The organism is Georgenia sp. H159, assembly GCF_035607575.1.
Lineage (GTDB): Bacteria > Actinomycetota > Actinomycetes > Actinomycetales > Actinomycetaceae > Oceanitalea.
Map to the genome: position 1 here is coordinate 21084 of NZ_JAYDZY010000007.1, position 17190 is coordinate 38273.

The 17190-nt window shown below is 70.7% G+C and carries 19 protein-coding genes; 8 read left to right on the forward strand and 11 right to left on the reverse strand.

Annotation, left to right across the window (positions count from 1 at the left end; translation table 11 throughout):
* Positions 1 to 558: 558 nt before the first annotated feature.
* From VR894_RS10770 to VR894_RS10795, 6 genes are all read left to right on the forward strand, one after another.
* Positions 559 to 1641, forward strand: coding sequence for an ArdC-like ssDNA-binding domain-containing protein (locus tag VR894_RS10770; protein ID WP_324651452.1), 1083 nt, complete (start codon positions 559 to 561; stop codon positions 1639 to 1641).
* The gene (locus tag VR894_RS10775; RefSeq protein WP_324651454.1) at positions 1638 to 2174 is read left to right on the forward strand and encodes a hypothetical protein; all 537 of its coding nucleotides are present in this window, start codon (positions 1638 to 1640) and stop codon (positions 2172 to 2174) included. Before VR894_RS10770 ends, VR894_RS10775 begins: the two co-directional genes overlap by 4 nt.
* Positions 2171 to 3937 (forward strand): type IV secretory system conjugative DNA transfer family protein, encoded by a 1767-nt coding sequence (locus VR894_RS10780; protein WP_324651456.1) that lies wholly within the window; start codon positions 2171 to 2173, stop codon positions 3935 to 3937. The genes VR894_RS10775 and VR894_RS10780 overlap by 4 nt, the downstream gene beginning before the upstream one ends.
* Positions 3938 to 4180: 243 nt before the next feature.
* Positions 4181 to 4678, forward strand: a complete 498-nt coding sequence (locus tag VR894_RS10785) for a single-stranded DNA-binding protein (RefSeq protein ID WP_324651458.1) — start codon at positions 4181 to 4183, stop codon at positions 4676 to 4678.
* Positions 4679 to 4680: 2 nt separating this feature from the next.
* Positions 4681 to 5313, forward strand: coding sequence for a hypothetical protein (locus VR894_RS10790; RefSeq protein ID WP_324651459.1), 633 nt, complete (start codon positions 4681 to 4683; stop codon positions 5311 to 5313).
* Positions 5313 to 6326, forward strand: a complete 1014-nt coding sequence (locus VR894_RS10795; protein WP_324651461.1) for a hypothetical protein — start codon at positions 5313 to 5315, stop codon at positions 6324 to 6326. The genes VR894_RS10790 and VR894_RS10795 overlap by 1 nt, the downstream gene beginning before the upstream one ends.
* A gap of 199 nt (positions 6327 to 6525) precedes the next feature.
* Here VR894_RS10795 and VR894_RS10800 read toward each other — a convergent pair whose 3' ends face one another.
* The 11 genes from VR894_RS10800 to VR894_RS10850 form a co-directional block, all read right to left on the reverse strand.
* Positions 6526 to 6663 (reverse strand): hypothetical protein, encoded by a 138-nt coding sequence (locus VR894_RS10800; protein WP_324651463.1) that lies wholly within the window; start codon positions 6661 to 6663, stop codon positions 6526 to 6528.
* Between the two features lie 5 nt (positions 6664 to 6668).
* Positions 6669 to 6881, reverse strand: a complete 213-nt coding sequence (locus VR894_RS10805; RefSeq protein WP_324651465.1) for a helix-turn-helix domain-containing protein — start codon at positions 6879 to 6881, stop codon at positions 6669 to 6671.
* A 30-nt stretch (positions 6882 to 6911) separates the two neighbouring features.
* A complete protein-coding gene (locus VR894_RS10810) occupies positions 6912 to 8231 on the reverse strand; it encodes a site-specific integrase (RefSeq protein WP_324651467.1) in 1320 nt (439 codons plus the stop codon).
* 248 nt (positions 8232 to 8479) lie between these two features.
* A complete protein-coding gene (locus VR894_RS10815; protein ID WP_324651469.1) occupies positions 8480 to 8824 on the reverse strand; it encodes a metal-sulfur cluster assembly factor in 345 nt (114 codons plus the stop codon).
* On the reverse strand, positions 8821 to 9318 hold the full coding sequence (gene sufU / locus VR894_RS10820) for a Fe-S cluster assembly sulfur transfer protein SufU (protein ID WP_324651471.1): 498 nt from the start codon (positions 9316 to 9318) through the stop codon (positions 8821 to 8823). The genes VR894_RS10815 and sufU overlap by 4 nt, the downstream gene beginning before the upstream one ends.
* Positions 9311 to 10621: a cysteine desulfurase gene (locus VR894_RS10825; RefSeq protein ID WP_324651473.1), complete on the reverse strand. Its 1311-nt coding sequence runs from the start codon at positions 10619 to 10621 to the stop codon at positions 9311 to 9313. Before VR894_RS10825 ends, sufU begins: the two co-directional genes overlap by 8 nt.
* Before the next feature lie 20 nt (positions 10622 to 10641).
* Complete coding sequence (gene sufC, locus VR894_RS10830) at positions 10642 to 11400, reverse strand: Fe-S cluster assembly ATPase SufC (RefSeq protein ID WP_324651475.1); 759 nt, start codon at positions 11398 to 11400, stop codon at positions 10642 to 10644.
* A gap of 32 nt (positions 11401 to 11432) precedes the next feature.
* Positions 11433 to 11780, reverse strand: a complete 348-nt coding sequence (locus VR894_RS10835) for a non-heme iron oxygenase ferredoxin subunit (protein WP_324651477.1) — start codon at positions 11778 to 11780, stop codon at positions 11433 to 11435.
* Positions 11777 to 13012, reverse strand: a complete 1236-nt coding sequence (sufD, locus tag VR894_RS10840; RefSeq protein ID WP_324651479.1) for a Fe-S cluster assembly protein SufD — start codon at positions 13010 to 13012, stop codon at positions 11777 to 11779. Before sufD ends, VR894_RS10835 begins: the two co-directional genes overlap by 4 nt.
* Positions 13012 to 14442 carry a Fe-S cluster assembly protein SufB gene (gene sufB, locus VR894_RS10845; protein ID WP_324651480.1) on the reverse strand — a complete coding sequence of 477 codons (1431 nt, stop codon included), beginning with the start codon at positions 14440 to 14442 and terminating at the stop codon, positions 13012 to 13014. Before sufB ends, sufD begins: the two co-directional genes overlap by 1 nt.
* Positions 14442 to 15167 (reverse strand): helix-turn-helix transcriptional regulator, encoded by a 726-nt coding sequence (locus tag VR894_RS10850; RefSeq protein ID WP_324651482.1) that lies wholly within the window; start codon positions 15165 to 15167, stop codon positions 14442 to 14444. Before VR894_RS10850 ends, sufB begins: the two co-directional genes overlap by 1 nt.
* Positions 15168 to 15471: 304 nt before the next feature.
* On the opposite strand from VR894_RS10850, the gene VR894_RS10855 reads away from it, so the two are divergent.
* Positions 15472 to 16443 carry an ABC transporter ATP-binding protein gene (locus VR894_RS10855; RefSeq protein ID WP_324651484.1) on the forward strand — a complete coding sequence of 324 codons (972 nt, stop codon included), beginning with the start codon at positions 15472 to 15474 and terminating at the stop codon, positions 16441 to 16443.
* On the forward strand, positions 16440 to 17180 hold the full coding sequence (locus VR894_RS10860; protein WP_324651487.1) for an ABC transporter permease: 741 nt from the start codon (positions 16440 to 16442) through the stop codon (positions 17178 to 17180). Before VR894_RS10855 ends, VR894_RS10860 begins: the two co-directional genes overlap by 4 nt.
* Positions 17181 to 17190 lie beyond the last annotated feature (10 nt).

The window sequence follows — 17190 nt, forward strand, 5'->3', positions numbered from 1 at the left end:
CCCCGACGCACCTACCGATCCAGCCTTGCCGCCGGAAGCTGTTCGACAGGGAATCCGTTCGAGGAACCCTCCCGCTTTGCCGATCGGCCTCGGCCCGATAGAAGCCGACGGCCTGTTCGTCTACGGGGAACAATCGGTCGTACAACCTCGCATGCGCGTAGAACTGTTCGCTCATGAGGCGCACTCTCCTTGCCGCATCGTGGGCAACCTGCTTTTCCGGCCGCAAGCACCTGGGCATTGCACGACTAGGCGAGATCATTCCACGACTTATCGACGCGACCGCACTATCGGCAGACCCGGCCGTTCCGGAACGAACGCGTACCGGACGGACCGCCGCTGGACCAGGCGCTGACGCCCGCGCTCACTGGATTCACGGCAGCTCGTCCCGAATGACCCGCCCGGTGCGGTGTCCGGTGATGGGGGCCTATGTGAGCCGCCGGCAGAGTGCCGGGACGACGTGAAAGCTGCCGGCGCCGCAGATGCGCGTCCTGGAGGCGCTGTCATCTCGCGTGGTGGCGAGCGCGCACCTAGCCAGCGAACACTGGCCGGAGGTGCGGGATGGGACGCTGGACGCAAGGGGACGCTGAGGCCGCGGCCGCGGCGCGTGACGCGAAGCTCGCCGAGGCGCACGAGCGCCTTGCCACCGCGGTCGACGCGATGGCCAGCGGTGACGGTTTTCGGCGGGCGATCGAGTTTGCGGCGCGGTTTCGCACCCGCTCGTTCAAGAACACGCTGCTGATCATGCTTCAGCACGCCGAGGCATACCGTGCGGGGCGGGTGCCGTCGGCGGAACCGGCTTTCGTCGCCGGATATCAGCAGTGGCAGCATTTGGGCCGGCAGGTGATGAAGGGCCAGTCCGGGTATGTGATCTTGGCTCCGGTCACCGCGAAGTTCGCAACCGAGAACCCCGCGAGCGGGCCGTGGCGGCTTCTGGCCCGCGGTGAGCGGCCTGGGCCGGGCGAGGTCGTGCGCGAGCGTCTCAAGGGCACTAAACCCGTCTACGTGTGGGACGTGACCCAGACCGAGGGCGACCCGATCCCGCAACAACCGATGCCACAGCTGCTGCGCGGTGAGGCACCGGAGGGACTGTGGGACGGGCTGGCCGCACAGGTTGTCGGCGAGGGGTACGCGCTTCTTCGGGCCCCGACGGCGGGCGCCGTCGCAGGGGCGAACGGCCTGACCGACTATGGCGCCAAGACCGTGATCGTCCGCGGTGACATGGACGAGGCCGCGCGGGTCAAGACGTTGGCGCACGAGCTGGGGCATGTGCGGCTCCACTCCCCCGACGCGGCCGACGCGCGCGCCCACCGCGGCATCGTCGAGGTCGAGGCCGAGGCGGTCGCTCTGATGATCGGTGCCGCGCACGGCCTGGACACCTCGGAGTACTCGGTGCCGTACGTGACGTCGTGGGCCAGCTCGGTGCCGGACAGAACCGTGTTCGACGTCGTCACGGCCACGGCGGAACGCGCCCGCAAGACCGCGGCCGCGATCCTCGACACGCTCAACACCCGCCAGGTCAGCAACGGTGAGCCGCCCGGTATGGCCGCTGCCCGCGACCAGCGTTCCGCGCGAGAGCGCGAGACCGCCCGGCCCGCCAGACGGCGCGGACCCAGCACACGAACGATGGTGGTGACCCGATGAACCGCAGCGCCCCAAAGACAGAGCTGGCCAAGGTGCGCATCGACTACCAGCCGGACTGGACCCCGGCGGTGACGGTGGCCGGCAAGTCGTACGAGCTGCCCGAGGCACCGGTGCCGATCAACGCGCGTGACCCCCGGGACGTGGGACGGCTGGTCGCGCTCGAGCTCGGCCAGGCCGTGCACGTGGTCGCGGTCAACCCCGAGGGCGGGATATACACCCAGATCTGCGAACCCGACCCCTTCCCGAGCCCCCACCCGGTCGTGGGCGCGGCCCCGGTCCCACGCTCGGAGGCCGTGCCCCTTCTCGAGGTCCCGTTCGGGATCGTCGGTCAGGGATTTTTGCCCGGTGAGCAGGTGTGCATCGCCGTCGTGGTCGCTGCGCGTGAGGCCGACGCGGACGGCCGGGCCGCCCTCCCACTGCCCACCCCACTCCTCGAGCAGCTCCCGTCGACGCTCGTGCTGCTCGGCCGCACGTCGGGCACCCTGGTCGTTCACGACCCCGCCGTGGATGCTCTGGCGGGCGGTGTGGCGTGAGCGTCCCGTCCTCCCCCCGCGGCGGTGACGAGCTGACCAACGTCGGGCTGATCGTGCTCGTCGCCGCGGTTGCGTTCGCCGCACTTCTGCGGGTGGCCGGCACGGCCGCCGCGTACATCACCGGCATCGACCCACCGACGTCGGGCGTCGCGTCGGGGATGAGGGTGCTCCTCTCCCCCCAGAACCCCGGTTTGGCCCTGGACGCACCCGGATTGAACCCGGTGCTGTACTGGGCAGTGGTTGGTGTCCTGTTCACCGGCCTCGGCGCGACGGCCCACGGGTTGTGGCGCCTGTTGCGCCGCGACACGACCCGGGGCTCGCGTGACCCGCACAGGCTCGTCGGAACCGCCACCGGCCGGGATGTCGCCAAGGTGGCATCCACCAGGGCACTGCTCGCCCGCTCTGCAGCGTTGCGGCCCTCGCACCCGAACCCCGCTCCCTCCGACGTCGGCTATCTGCTCGGTTCCTCCAAGGGCACGGAGGTGTGGGCCTCGGTGGAGGACTCCGTGCTCGTGCTCGGCCCGCCCCGATCCGGAAAGGGCCTGCACCTGGTCATCAACGCGATCCTCGACGCGCCCGGGGCCGTGATCACCACCTCCACCCGCCCGGACAACCTCACCGCCACCATGACGGCCCGCGAGCGGCGCGGCCCGGTCGCCGTCTTCGATCCCCAGCACCTGGCCGAAGGACTGCCGACAGGGCTGCGCTGGTCACCGGTGCGCGGGTGTGACAACCCGCTCACCGCGATGATCCGCGCGACCGGGTTCAGCTCGGCCACAGGGCTGTCCACCGGCGGGGTCGAGTCCGGCGGGTTCTGGGAGGGCAAGACCCGCACCGCCCTGCAGGCCCTCCTGCACGCCGCCGCCCTCGGGCACTGCTCACCGCGCGACCTGTTCGCCTGGTCCCTGTCCCCCTCGGCCGCCGCCGACGCCGTCGCCATCTTGTCTTCCCAGCCGCACGCCGCACCGGGCTGGGCCGAGTCGCTGGAATCGACCATTCACGCTGACCCCCGCACCCGGGACTCGATCTGGATGGGCGTCTCTCTCGCACTGACCTGCCTGGCGGACCCGCGCGTCATGGACGCCGTCTCCCCCGGGCCCGGTGAGTCGTTCGACCCCGCCGAGTTCCTGCGCGACAACGGCACGATGTACCTGCTGTCCACCGGAGCCGGCGCCTCCGCGTCCTGGTCGCTCGTCGCCGCCTTCCTCGAGGACCTGGTCGAGACCGCCCGCGCGCTGGCCGCCGCCTCGCCAGGTGCCCGGTTGGACCCACCACTGCTCCTCGCGCTCGACGAGATCGGTAACCTCTCCCCCTTGCCGTCCCTTCCCGTGCTCATGGCCGAAGGCGGCGGCACCGGCATCACCACCATGCCCGTCCTGCAGTCCATGTCCCAAGCCCGCGCCAGGTGGGGTGACCACAACGCCGGAGCGATCTGGGACGCCTCCATCGTCAAAGTCGTCCTCGGCGGAGCCTCAGTGGCCAAAGACCTCCAGGACGTCTCCGCCCTCCTCGGCGAACGCGACGAGGTCACCCACTCCATCTCCACCGGCGACCACGGAGCCCGCTCCGTCCAACGATCCGTGCGCCGTGTCCCGGTCATGCCACCCGAGACCATCCGGATGCTGCCCTTCGGCACAGCCCTGGTGCTCCTGCGCTCCGCACCCCCACTCGTCACCCACCTCCACCCCTGGACCAAACGCCCCGACGCCAAACAGCTCCTCGCCGAGCGCGCAGCAATCGAACACACCCTGCGTCGGGCCTAGCGTCAGCGGCGGACAGCGATGAGCACTATGTGATCGACCTGTGCGATGCAGTGCTCGGCGCGAAGGGGCTCCGCCAGCACCGCTTCTACTGGCTGCGCGGTGATCCGCCTCCGAAGACGCCGGCGCCCTGCTCGTGAGGCCACGACTCCGACCCGAGAAGTGGCCGTGTCGAACGTCGCGCACCTGCTTGTCGAAGCGGTCGCCCAGATAGGGGGCGCCGCCCGACATGAGGACCGGTGCATCATGACCATCCCCGTGCAGCAGTCCCTGGCAGGGTTCATCGCCAGCGACGCTGACGTCTCGTTCACCGATGCCGGAATCACCCGAGTTCACTTCCGCGTCGGAGTTGAGCACTGGCGCCGCGAGCAGGACGGGACCTTCACCAAGCTCGACAACTCGTTCCACGACCTCCTCATCTTCGGCAAGACGGCCGAACGGGCCGCAGCACGGTTCCGCAAGGGCGACCAGTTCGTCGCCCACGGCTACGTCGACACCCGACCCGCCGAGCCGCCCGCCCGGCCCTCCGAGGTGTTCATCGCCCGCAAGATCGGGCACGACCTGGCGCGCACGGCCTATGACGTCAACCGCACCCCCGCCACCGCACGACAAGATCCTCACCATCTCGAACAGGCCGCGGTCAGCACCACAGCACAGCGCACGCCGAGGACACCGCCAGCGGGTGCAACGCCTCCGACCGCGCCGCGCTCAGGCACCTCGCCCAGCCCGGGAATCGGGTTCTGATCATGGACGGCGAGGTGCCCTGGCAGTTCGACACCGAGCCGGTCGACGAGCCCGGAGAACCCGTCTCTGACGGGCAGCTCACAATCTTCGAGGCCGAACTCACCGATGACCTCGACCGCCTCGGCGGCCCGGGTGACTGGGACGGCCCGGTGGAGCCCGTCGACTGGCGGACGCTGACCGAGGCCCAGGCCGAGGCTCAGTGGCGGGCGTTGGACGGATTCGTCACCTGGCTGCGCACTACCTACGGGTTGCCGCCGACCGTGGTCCCGCCCCTGTGGCACCGCCATCCCGAGCTGGTGGAGGAGCTCTCCGCCCTCCACACCCACCGGCTGGCGTGCTACGAACCCGGCAGCTCCGGCTCAGGACCGCTCGCCTGGCACGCCGACTTCGCCGACGCCCGCGAGCGCCTGCGCGAGTGGGTCGCCACCTCCGGCACCCGCCTGGACCGCGACCGGCCCACCCGCACCACCTCCTGGCCCGGCGAGCCCGCCGTGGCCCCGGCCGAGGAGACGCCCATCACCGATCGGCAGGCCGACTTCGCGGCATTCGTCGCCGCCGACCTCGACTCCCGCCGGGCCGCCAGGGCGGTCGCGGCCCGCACAACCCGCCCGCCCGGGCAGAGGCGAGGTGTGTGATGACCCGCGAGCCTTACCGCGACGACGCGAACGACCCGCACGCTCTGCGCCTGGAAGCTGACCACATCGCACTGGAGGACCACGTCGCGACCTCCGCGCAGCCCGCGCACCGGATCATCGCGACCCACCTGTGGACCATGCTGCGTGATCTCGGGTTCACCGAGGGGCGGGTTTTGGCCGTCGGTGAGGACGCCGCGACCTTCATCGGGCTGCCGCACACCGACGGCTACTCGTCCTTGTCCGTGCTCGCGGACATCACCGATGCCCACACCCCGGGCACCCAGTTTCCGGTGCAGCTGCGGCTTCCGAAGGCGCACGACCGGTTCGATGTCGTGATCGCGTCCTTGCCCTACAACGACGTGCGTCTCCAAGACCCTGGGCACGTCGTGGTACGGCGCGCCGTCCAAGCCCAGCTCGCCCTCGCCCTGCACAGTCTCACCCGCCCTGGCGGGTACACGATCCTCCTCGCCTCCCACGACCTGATGGACCAGCCGTTCCCCGAAGCGCGCCGGCAGCTGCATCTGGTCGCCGACCTGCTCGGTGCGGTCCGCCTCCCTGCTGGCGCGCACCGCAGGCTCCCTGGCCTGGACATGCCCACCGACCTGCTTGTTCTTCGGCACCGGCCCGAGGGTCAGAGCAGCCGGTCGCAGGACTTCGAGCACACCACCACCATCCACGTCGACGGCCGCGACGTGGAGATCAACACCTACTTCGAGAACAACATCGGCCAGGTGCTCGGCACGGTTGGCGCCGACCCCCTGGCCTGGGGACCCGCCGCCGTCACCGTCTCCAACACACCCGACCGACTCGACCGCGACCTGGCCGAAGCCCTCAGCAACGTCACTGCCGAAGCACTCCGCGCCGGTCTGGCCTACACGCCAGACACCACCCATCGTGAACCCCAACCGCCGTCCGTCGCCGAGACCATCCGCCAGCGCGACCGTCAGGCAGCGCCCCCGCCACCACGCCCCCACCCCCGCAGTACTCACCGCCACACCGGACTCGAGCGATGAGGACACGTGACATCGGCCAGCGCCCCGGAGGTTGCGACGCTGACCGCCGTCACGCAGCTCACCGCGCGCCTGAAAGCACGTCACCAGCCCGTCGGCTGGTCGCTCCTGCCGCCGGGCTGATCAATGCGCGGCGCCGGCTACGGCGAGACGCCGGTGGTCCCCAAGCGCAGCTCTGGCCTACCGACCCCGGGCGGCGGGGTCAGTAGTGGGGTGTCCCGGGGAGAACCTCGAGGTCCCAGTCGCTGGTGACGGAGCGGAAGGCCTCCCCATCGACGTTCCAGTCATCGATGGTCTTCGGGTCGTTCGCTTCTTGCTGCCAGACCGGGCCGCTGCCCACCACATTCACCGCGCCGTTGGAATAGTGATGACGAGTGAACGGCGGAGTTCCTCAAGATCGACCCGGATGACGCGGCCGACCTTGTATCCGGTGACGGTGCCGTCGGCGATGCGTCGCCGGATCGTCTTCGTGCAGACGCTGAACTCTGCTGCGGCGTCTGCGAGTGTGACGAGCTTGCCGCTCGGCACCCGCGTGGTCGCCCGCCGATTCGTGCTCATCTGGGCCTCCTGGTGATGTGGACGGCGCTCTCAGTCCGTCATATCGGAGGTGTGCGGTCCTGCCCCTTCGGGGCTCCCCTGTCCCCTTGAGGCCACCGACTGTCCAGCCCCTTCGACGCCGCTCGTACGCCGAGCACGCCGTTGGGCGAGCTCGTCGGTGAAGGCGGCCCCGACCTTCTCCGCGATGGCGTGGCGACGTTCCTCGTCGCCGATGTGCTGGTATCGCAGCGCGATGGTGGGGTTCTTGTGGCCCGCGATCGCCATGAGCTCCGCCAGCGTCGCACCCGAGCGCGCGGCCCACGTCAGGGCCGTGTGCCGCAGATCGTGGATGTGCAGGTCGTCCAGCCCCACCTGCTTGCGCACTGACCGCCAGTTCGATTCGACGACGGACGCGTGCAGCACTGCGCCATTTCGCCCGACGAAGACGAAGCCGTTGTCGCCGGGCTGTGCGTGGTTCTTGAGGTGGTCCTGCAGGATCGGCACGACGAACGACGGGATGGCAACGTCGCGCCTGGATGCCTTCGTCTTCGGATCTCCGATCTGGTTGTACTTGCCAGTGGCCCTATTGTTGGCCGCGGTCCCCCGTACCTGGACTATGGCGCGTGCCGGGTCGTCCAGGTGCAGGTGCCGGCGCTGCAGTGCCCGGAGTTCGCCGTGACGCAGTCCAGTCGTCGCCGCCAGCGGCACCAGCGCTGCCAGGTAGTCCGGCATCAGCTCGTGCAACGTCCACATTTGCTCTGGTGTGAGCACCACGGGTTCGTGGACGGCGTCGTACCGTAGTGCCCCCTTGACGCGAGCCGGCGAGGTTTCGAGGAGTTCGTGGTCCACGGCGTCGTTCAGCACCGAGGACAGGACCTGGTAGGCGGAGAACGCCGCGCCACGGCCTTCGCCCTTGCGTTGTGCGGCCCTGGCCTCGGCGGCGAGCTGCGCACGCAGCTTCGTGTACCAGTTGGAGATGTCCAACCGCGTCAGGTCCCGCAGCGGGATGTCGCCGAGATCGGGGAGCACGCGTTTACGCAGCGTTTGCTCGTACCGATAACGGGTCGAGGGGCGCAATCGCTTGCCGGCGACTGATCGTTCGGCCCACTCGGCGAACGTGATCTCGCGCTGGGCATCCAGCCGGGCGCGGCGCTCCCGCTCACGCGGTGGGGTCCACAGGTCGCGGTCGATCAGGAGCCGCTCGGCGTTGAGCCAGGCCTCGGCGGCCATCTTGTCACCGAAGTTGCGCGAGTGGCGCTTCAGGTCGGGCCCGGTGTAGCGGGCGCGCCAACTGGTGACCGCGCCAGCCTGCTGGCTCTTGCGCCGCTCGAGCTCGCCGAAGGTCCGCTTTCGACCCTGCTTCTCGGTCATGGGTGTTCCTCCACCCATCAGGTGTCCCGCCGGGACCTCCTGTGGTGGGGGAATCGCACACCCGACAGCACCGACGATCTGAGCTCCGACCCGCGCAGACGTAGCGAGATCCGTGGGGGAACTGTGGGGGAATGAAGTGCCCTGAGAGGGCCCTTCAGTCCACTTGGGTCCCAGACGGAAAATGCTGTCGTCGCAGGTCAGGCAGGGTTTCCGCTGATCTGGCGATCAGCGGAACACCGCCAAAAAACTCAGACGTTGAAGCCGAGGGCCCTGAGCTGCTCGCGGCCGTCGGGGGTGATCTTGTCCGGACCCCACGGCGGCATCCAGACCCAGTTGATCCGCATGTCGTTGACCAGGCCGTCCAGGGCCTGGGCGGACTGGTCCTCGATGACGTCGGTCAGCGGGCAGGCCGCGGACGTCAGCGTCATGTCGATGACCGCGTTGTTGTGCTGGTCCACGGTGACGCCGTAGACGAGACCGAGGTCGACGACGTTGATGCCGAGCTCGGGGTCGATGACGTCCCGCATCGCCTCCTCGACGTCCGCGGCGGTCGTGGGGCTCGGGTTGGTCGGTGCCTGAGCGGTGTCACTCATCGTTCGTCCTCCTCCTGCGCGCCCGAGGCGGGCTCGCTGGTCAGTGCGTGGGCGAGGGCGTCACGAAGCGCCATCCACCCCAGCAGTGCGCACTTGATGCGCGCCGGGTACTTCGCCACCCCGGTGAATGCACTGGCATCCCCCAGGGCGTCCTGCTTGTCCTCCGCCAGCTCCACTCCCCGGCCGTGCATGAGCTCGCGGAAGGTCTCGTTCAGCGTATCGACCTGGTGGATCGACTTCCCGACGACGAGGTCGTTGAGGACCGAGAGCGAGGCCTGGGAGATCGAGCACCCCTGACCGACCCAGCCGACGGCGTCGACGCGGGGGCCGCCGTCGTCGTGAGCGAGCCGCACCCGCAGGGTCACCTGGTCCCCGCACGTCGGGTTGACCTGGAAGGACTCCGCGTCGAAGGGGTCGAGCTCCCCGGCCCCGTGCCGTGCGCGCGAGTGGTCGAGAATGACCTGCTGGTAGAGCTGTTCCATCGCGTCAGCCATGATCCACCCCGAAGAAGCTCCTGACCTTGCCGAGCTCGGTGACGAACGTGTCGATCTCCTGCTCGGTCGTGTAGATCGACGCCGAGGCACGCGCCGAGGCGTGCACCCCGAGCCGCTGGTGCACCGGCTGTGCGCAGTGGTGCCCGACGCGGATCGCGACGCCCGCGTTGTCGAGCACCTGGCCGACGTCGTGGGGGTGCACGCCGTCGACGGAGAAGGCGACGACGGCGAGCCGGTCGGCCGAGTCGGTCGGCCCCAGGACCCGCACACCCGGCACCGTCGCGATGCCCTCGAGCAGCCGCTCGGTGAGCGCGTGCTCGTGCGCCGCGACGGCGTCCATCCCCAGCTCGGCGAGGTAGTCGACGGCCGCGTGCAGGCCGACGGTCTGGGCGACCATCTGCGTGCCCGCCTCGAAACGCTGCGGCGCGTCGGCGTAGGTGGTGCGCTCCATGGTCACGACCTGCACCATCGACCCGCCGGTGAGCACCGGCGGCATCGCGGCGAGCAGCTCGCGCTTCCCGTAGAGCACACCCACGCCCGTGGGCCCGAGCATCTTGTGGCCGGAGAACGCGGCGAAGTCCACGTCCAGGGCACGCAGGTCGACCGCGAAGTGCGGCACGCTCTGGCAGGCGTCGAGGACGACGAGTGCACCGACCGCGCGGGCCCGGCGCACGAGCTCGGCGACCGGGCTGACCGCGCCGGTGACGTTCGAGGCGTGGGTGAAGGCCACGAGCCGCGTCCGCTCACCGATGACGTCGAAGGTGGCCGGGTCGAGCCGGCCGTCCTCCGTCACGCCGATCCAGCGCAGCGTGGCACCCGTCCGCGCGCAGACCTCCTGCCAGGGCACGAGGTTGGCGTGGTGCTCCGCCTCGGTGACGACGATCTCGTCACCGGGACGCAGCGCGAACAGCTCCTCCGCGCGCGTGCCGCCGCGCCCGACGGTCGCGTTGGACATCGCGTACGCCACGAGGTTGATCCCCTCGGTGGCGTTCTTCGTCCACACGACCTCGTCGGGGTCGACCCCGACGAAGGCGGCGACGGCGGCCCGGGCACCCTCGTAGGCCTCGGTGGCCTCCTCGGCGAGCTGGTGGGCGCCGCGGTGGACGGCGGCGTTGCGCTTCTCGTAGAAGTCCTGCTCGGCGTCCAGGACGCACTGGGGCTTCTGCGAGGTGGCCCCCGAGTCCAGGTAGACCAGCGGGTTCCCGCTGCGGGTCGTCCGTCCCAGGATCGGGAAGTCGGCGCGCACGGCCGCCAGCTCGGCCGCACTCAGCGCGCCCGAGCCGGCGGTGACCGGTGCACTCATGAGGATCCTCTCCGGGCGGCTCAGACCGCGGCCGTCACGTACTTGTCGTAGCCCTCGGCCTCGAGCTGGTCCGCGAGCTCGGGGCCACCCTCCTCGGCGACGCGGCCGTCGACGAAGACGTGGACGTAGTCGGGCTTGATGTACTGCAGCACCCGCGTGTAGTGGGTGATGAGCAGGAAACCCGCGTCGGTCTCGCCGTGGACGCGGTTGACGCCCTCGGCGACGATCCGCAGCGCGTCGACGTCGAGGCCGGAGTCGGTCTCGTCCAGGACGGCGAACTTGGGGCGCAGGAGCTCCATCTGGAGGATCTCGTGGCGCTTCTTCTCACCGCCGGAGAAGCCGGCGTTGACGTCGCGCTGGGCGAAGACGGGGTCCATGCGCAGCTTCTCCATCGCGGCGTTGACGTCCTTGACCCAGGTCCGCAGGGCGGGGGCCTCGCCGTCGATGGCGGTCTTGGCGGTGCGCAGGAAGTTGGAGACCGTGACGCCGGGGACCTCGACCGGGTACTGCATGGCGAGGAACAGGCCGGCGCGGGCGCGCTCGTCGACGCTCATCTCCAGGACGTTCTCCCCGTCGAGGAGGATCTCACCCTCGGTCACCTCGTACTTCGGGTGGCCGGCGACGGCGTAGGCGAGGGTCGACTTGCCGGAGCCGTTGGGGCCCATGACGGCGTGGATCTCACCGCTGTTGATGGTGAGGGTCGCGCCCTTGAGGATCTGCTTCGGGCCGTCGTTGGTCTCGACGTTGACGTGGAGGTTCTTGATCTCAAGCGTGGACATTCGTCGTTACTTCTCTTCCTGGAGTTGGGGGGTCAGGCGTTGGCCGGGACGGTGGTGTCGACGTCGACGAGGACGGAGTCGCCCTCGACGGACACGTGGTAGACGGGCACGGGCTGGGTGGCCGGCAGGCTCAGCGGCTTGCCGGTCCGCAGGTCGAAGCGCGAGCCGTGGAGCCAGCACTCGATGGTGCCGTCCTCGACCTCACCGTCCGTCAGGCTGACCTGTCCGTGGGAGCAGGTGTCGGAGATGGCGTGGTACTGGCCGTCGTCGTCTCGGACGACGGAGACCGGGACGGGCCGGCCGTCGACGTCCTCGAGGTCGACGCGCATGGCCTCGCCGGGCTCGAGGTCGCCGGTGTCGCACACGTACTGGGCACTCATGCCGACGCGTGCTCCATCGTGCGGTCCAGCTCCTCCTCGATCGCCTGCATGAGGCGCTCGGAGACGACCGGGACACCGATCTGCTGGATGAGCTCGGCGAAGAAGCCGCGCACGACGAGACGGCGGGCCTCGGCCTCCGGGACACCGCGCGAGCGCAGGTAGAACAGCTGCTCGTCGTCGAAGCGACCGGTGGCGCTGGCGTGGCCGGCCCCCTCGATCTCCCCGGTCTCGATCTCGAGGTTCGGCACCGAGTCCGCGCGCGCGCCCTCGGTGAGGACGAGGTTGCGGTTGAGCTCGTAGGTGTCGGTGCCCTCGGCCGACGCGCGGATGAGGACGTCACCGATCCACACGGCGTGGGCGTCCTGCCCCTGGAGGGCGCCCTTGTAGGTGACCCGGGAGACGCAGTTCGGCTCGTTGTGGTCGACGAACAGGCGGTGCTCCTGGTGCTGCCCGGCGTCGGCGAAGTACAGGCCGAGCATCTCGACGTTGCCGCCGGTGCCCGCGAAGGCGGCGTCCGGGGTCACCCGCACGACGTCGCCGCCGAGGGTGACGACGATGTGCTTGAGGGAGGCGTCGCGGCCCACGCGGGAGCGGTGGGCGGCCAGGTGCAGGGCGCCGTCCTCCCAGTCCTGGACGCTGACGACGGTGAGGCGCGCGCCGTCGGCGACGTCGACCTCGACGGTCTGGGCGAGGTCGGCCAGGCCCTGGTGGTCCAGCACGACGATCGCCTCGCTGTGCTGCTCCGCGCGCACGAGGACGTGCTGGGCCGCCACCTCGTCGCGGCCGCGGCCGGTGACGGTGACCATCGTCGGGGCGTCGGCCACGTGGTTCTTGGGCACGGTGACGACGACGGCCTCGGTGAAGGAGGCCCACGCGGCGGCGGCGGTGCGGTCGCCGGGGGCGCCGACCTGGCCGAGGCGGGAGTCGTCGCGGCCGACGCGCTCGACGCTCACGCCGTCGGCGGCCTCGACGGTGAGCTCGGGGGCCGCGCCGGTGAGCTCACCGGCGAAGAAGCGCTGGAGGCGGTCGACCGGCGTGAAGCGCCAGTCCTCCTCGCGTCCGGTGGGCACCGGGAAGTCGGCGAGCTCGAAGGACGTGCCGCGGTCGGCGCGCGAGGCCTCCGGGACGACGCCGCCGCCGTGGGTGTGGGCGGCGTCGGTGGTGGCGCGGGAGTGGTCGGTCTTCATCTGGGTGTCTGTCGTCTCCTTGGTCGTGTCGGTCGGGGCGGTCATCAGCCGACGGCCCCTTCCATCTGCAGCTCGATGAGGCGGTTGAGCTCCAGGGCGTACTCCATCGGCAGCTCACGCGCGATCGGCTCGACGAAGCCGCGGACGATCATCGCCATCGCCTCGGGCTCCTCCATGCCGCGGGACATGAGGTAGAAGAGCTGGTCCGCGCTCACCTTGGAGACGGTGGCCTCGTGGCCCATCTCGACGTCGTCGACGCGGACGTCGACGTAGGGGTAGGTGTCCGAGCGGGAGATGAGGTCGACGAGCAGCGCGTCGCACAGCACGGTGGACTTGGAGTGCGCGGCGCCCTCGAGCACCTGGACGAGGCCGCGGTAGGAGGCGCGGCCGCCGCCGCGGGCCACCGACTTCGACACGATGGACGAGGACGTGTGCGGCGCCATGTGGACCATCTTGGAGCCGGTGTCCTGGTGCTGGCCCTCACCGGCGAACGCGATGGACAGCGTCTCGCCCTTGGCGTGCTCGCCCATGAGGTAGACGGCCGGGTACTTCATCGTCACCTTGGAGCCGATGTTGCCGTCGATCCACTCCATGGTGCCGCCCTGGTCGACCGTCGCGCGCTTGGTCACGAGGTTGTAGACGTTGTTCGACCAGTTCTGGATCGTCGTGTAGCGGACGCGGGCGTCCTTCTTGACGATGATCTCCACGACCGCGGAGTGCAGCGAGTCGCTCTGGTAGATCGGGGCGGTGCAGCCCTCGACGTAGTGCACGTAGGAGCCCTCGTCGGCGATGATCAGCGTCCGCTCGAACTGGCCCATGTTCTCGGTGTTGATCCGGAAGTAGGCCTGCAGCGGGATCTCGACGTGGACGCCCTTGGGGACGTAGACGAAGGAGCCACCGGACCACACCGCGGTGTTGAGCGCGGCGAACTTGTTGTCACCGGAGGGGATGACGGTGCCGAAGTACTCCTCGAAGATCTCCGGGTGCTCCTTGAGCGCGGTGTCGGTGTCGAGGAAGATGACGCCCTGCTGCTCGAGGTCCTCGCGGATCTGGTGGTAGACGACCTCGGACTCGTACTGGGCGGCGACGCCCGCGACGAGGCGCTGCTTCTCGGCCTCCGGGATGCCCAGGCGGTCGTAGGTGTTCTTGATGTCCTCGGGCAGGTCCTCCCAGCTGGTGGCCTGCTTCTCGGTCGACCGGACGAAGTACTTGATGTTGTCGAAGTCGATGTCGGAGAGGTCGGCGCCCCAGTTCGGCATCGGCTTCTTGTCGAAGAGCCGCAGGGCCTTGAGGCGACGCTTGCGCATCCACTCCGGCTCGTCCTTCAGGTCGGAGATGTTGCGGACGACGTCCTCGCTCAGCCCGCGGCGCGCGGTGGCACCGGCGTCGTCCTTGTCGTGCCACCCGAACCGGTAGTTCCCAATCGAGGCGATCGTCTCGTCCTGGGTCATCGGTGTGTCGGTCGTACTCGTCATCAGTTTCCTTCCGTGTCGTCACCACGCGGTGACGTGGTCGTGCTGGGGCGGCCGATCGGAACAGTCGTGGGGATGTGGGTGGTGCAGACGTATCCGCCGCGGGCCAGGGTAGCCAGCCGTTGGACGTGCACCCCGAGCAGCCGGGAGAACGCCCTGGTCTCGGCGTGGCACAGCTGGGGGTAGGACTCCGCCACGGCCAGCACCGGGCAGTTGCCCTGGCAGAGCTGGACGGCGAGGCCTCCGCGCGGGCCGACCTTGCGGACCGTGGCGGCGTAGCCGTCCTCGGTGAGGGCGGCGGCCAGGGCCTCGGCGCGGTGCTCGACCTCGGGTCCGGCTGCCTCGACGACCGGCGTGTAGCGCTCCTCGAGCTCGCTCACGCGCTGGTTGGCGAAGAGCTCGACGGCACCCGAGCCGGCGACGGCGTCGATGAAGTCCAGGGCGTGGGTGGCGAGGTCGGAGTAGGCGTGGGACAGGCCGGAGCGGCCGGTGTCGGTGGCGACGTAGTGGCGCGCGGGCCGTCCGCGACGCCGCTGCTCGGGTCCGCTCGGCTCGTGGACGACGATGCGGTCCTCGCGCTCGAGGGCCGCGATGTGGCGACGGACGCCGGCGGGCGTGAGGTGGAGCAGGCGGGCCAGCTCGGCAGCGCTGATCGGACCGTTCTCGACGACGAGGCGGAGGACGCGATCCTGGGTCGTGACGTCGGACTCGACGCTGGTGTCGCTCACGGCTCGCTCCTCTCCGGTCCCTCAGGGGCGCACTCGCACGCCCCGACACATTAGGGAACAGTCTCGTTGCTGAAATGCTTCCCGGCAAGCAAGGCATACCTCACCGTGGGCAGGTTCACGCCGCGTCAACCCGACGCTGCGCCCCGTCCGGTGGGCCGTGCGCTGCGTCACGGCGCGCGCGGCAGGTCGGCCGGGCGCTCGGGTCGATGGTGCCCCGGATCCCGGGCCGCGCCGCGGTCGCGGCGCCGTGGTGGACGGGCCGGCGGCCGCAGGGCTGCCGTCCTGCCCGGTCTACCCTGGGGGCGTGCCACCCGACTCCCCCGCCCTCCTCGTCGAGGGTCTGCGCAAGCGCTACGGCGACCGGGACGTCGTCGACGGCCTCGGGTTCCGCGCGGGGCGCGGGGAGCTGACCGCGGTGCTCGGCCCCAACGGCGCGGGGAAGACGACGACGATCGAGTGCTGCGAGGGGCTGCGCCGTCCCGACGGCGGACACATCGAGGTCCTCGGCCTCGACCGCTCGCGTCCCGAGGCCGCCGCCGAGCTGCGCCACCGGGTGGGTGTGATGCTCCAGGAGGGCGGCCTGCCCATGTCCCCGCGCGCCGGCGACGTCCTTGCGCACGTCGCCCGGCTCCACGACCGCCCCGACGCCGCCGGGCCGCTCCTCGAGCGCCTCGGTCTGGGCAAGGTCGCCCGCACCCGGGTGCGGCACCTGTCCGGCGGGCAGCGCCAGCGCCTGGCGCTCGCCTGCGCGATCGTCGGGGAGCCCGAGCTCGTCTTCCTCGACGAGCCGACCGCCGGCCTCGACCCGCAGGCCCGGCTGGCCGTCTGGGACCTCATCCGCGAGCTGCGCGCCGCCGGCACCTCGATGGTCCTCACCACCCACCTCATGACCGAGGCCGAGGACCTCGCCGACCACGTCGTCGTCGTGGACCGCGGCACGGTCGTCGCCGCCGGCACCCCTGCCGACCTGCGCGGCACCGCGCACGTGCGGATCACCGCGCCGGGGGGCACGGACCCCCGCACCCTCGCCGCCGACCTCGACGCGGCTCTCGCGAGCCACCCGGGACTGGTGACGACGACGCAGGGCGGGACCGTCGTCGTCGTCGCCGGACCGGCGACGACGGACGAGAACCTCGACGCCGCTGCCCTCGCCGTCGTCGCCGGTGCGCTGGCGCGGACGGGGTACCACGACGCGGAGGTGGCGCTCACCCGGCCCACCCTCGAGGACGCCTTCCTCGCGCTGACGGGCCGCGCGCTGCGGGTCGACGCCGCATGAGCGCACCGACGCGCCGGGTCTGGGCCCAGACCTGGTTCGAGACGCTCGCCGTGCTCCGCAACGGTGAGCAGCTGCTCCTGACGATCCTGCTGCCGGCGATCGCGCTCGTCGTGCTCGCGACGACCGACGTCGTCGCACTGCCGGAGCCACGGCCGGCGGCGGCACTGGGCAGTGCCGTGGCGATGGCGGTGGCGTCCTCGTTCACGTCGCAGGCGATCGCCGTCGCGTTCGACCGCCGCTGGGGCGTGCTGCGGATGCTGGCGACCACCCCGCTCGGCCCGCGGGGCCTCCTCGCCGGGAAGTTCGGGGCGGTGCTCGCGGTGCTCGTCGTCCAGGTGCTGCTGCTCGGCGCCATCGCGCTCGGCGTCGGCTGGGACCCCGGCGGGCTCGGGCTCGCCCAGGTCGCCGGTGCCGCGGCGCTCGCGGTCGTGGGGGCGGCGGTGTTCGTCGCCTTCGCCATGCTCGTCGGCGGGACGCTGCGCCCGGAGGCCGTGCTGGCGATCGCCAACCTGCTCTTCGTGCTCATGGTCCTCGGCGGTGGGCTGGTGCTCCCGCTGGACATGCTCCCGGCGCCGCTCGACGCCGTGCTGGCCTACCTCCCGCCCGGCGCCCTCGGTGAGGCGTTGCGGACGCTCCTCACCGACGGGGCCGTCGACCTCGTCGCCCTCGGTGTGCTCGCCGCGTGGGCGGTGCTGGGCGGCGTGCTCGCCACCCGCGCCTTCCGCTGGGACGCCTGAGCCGGGACGC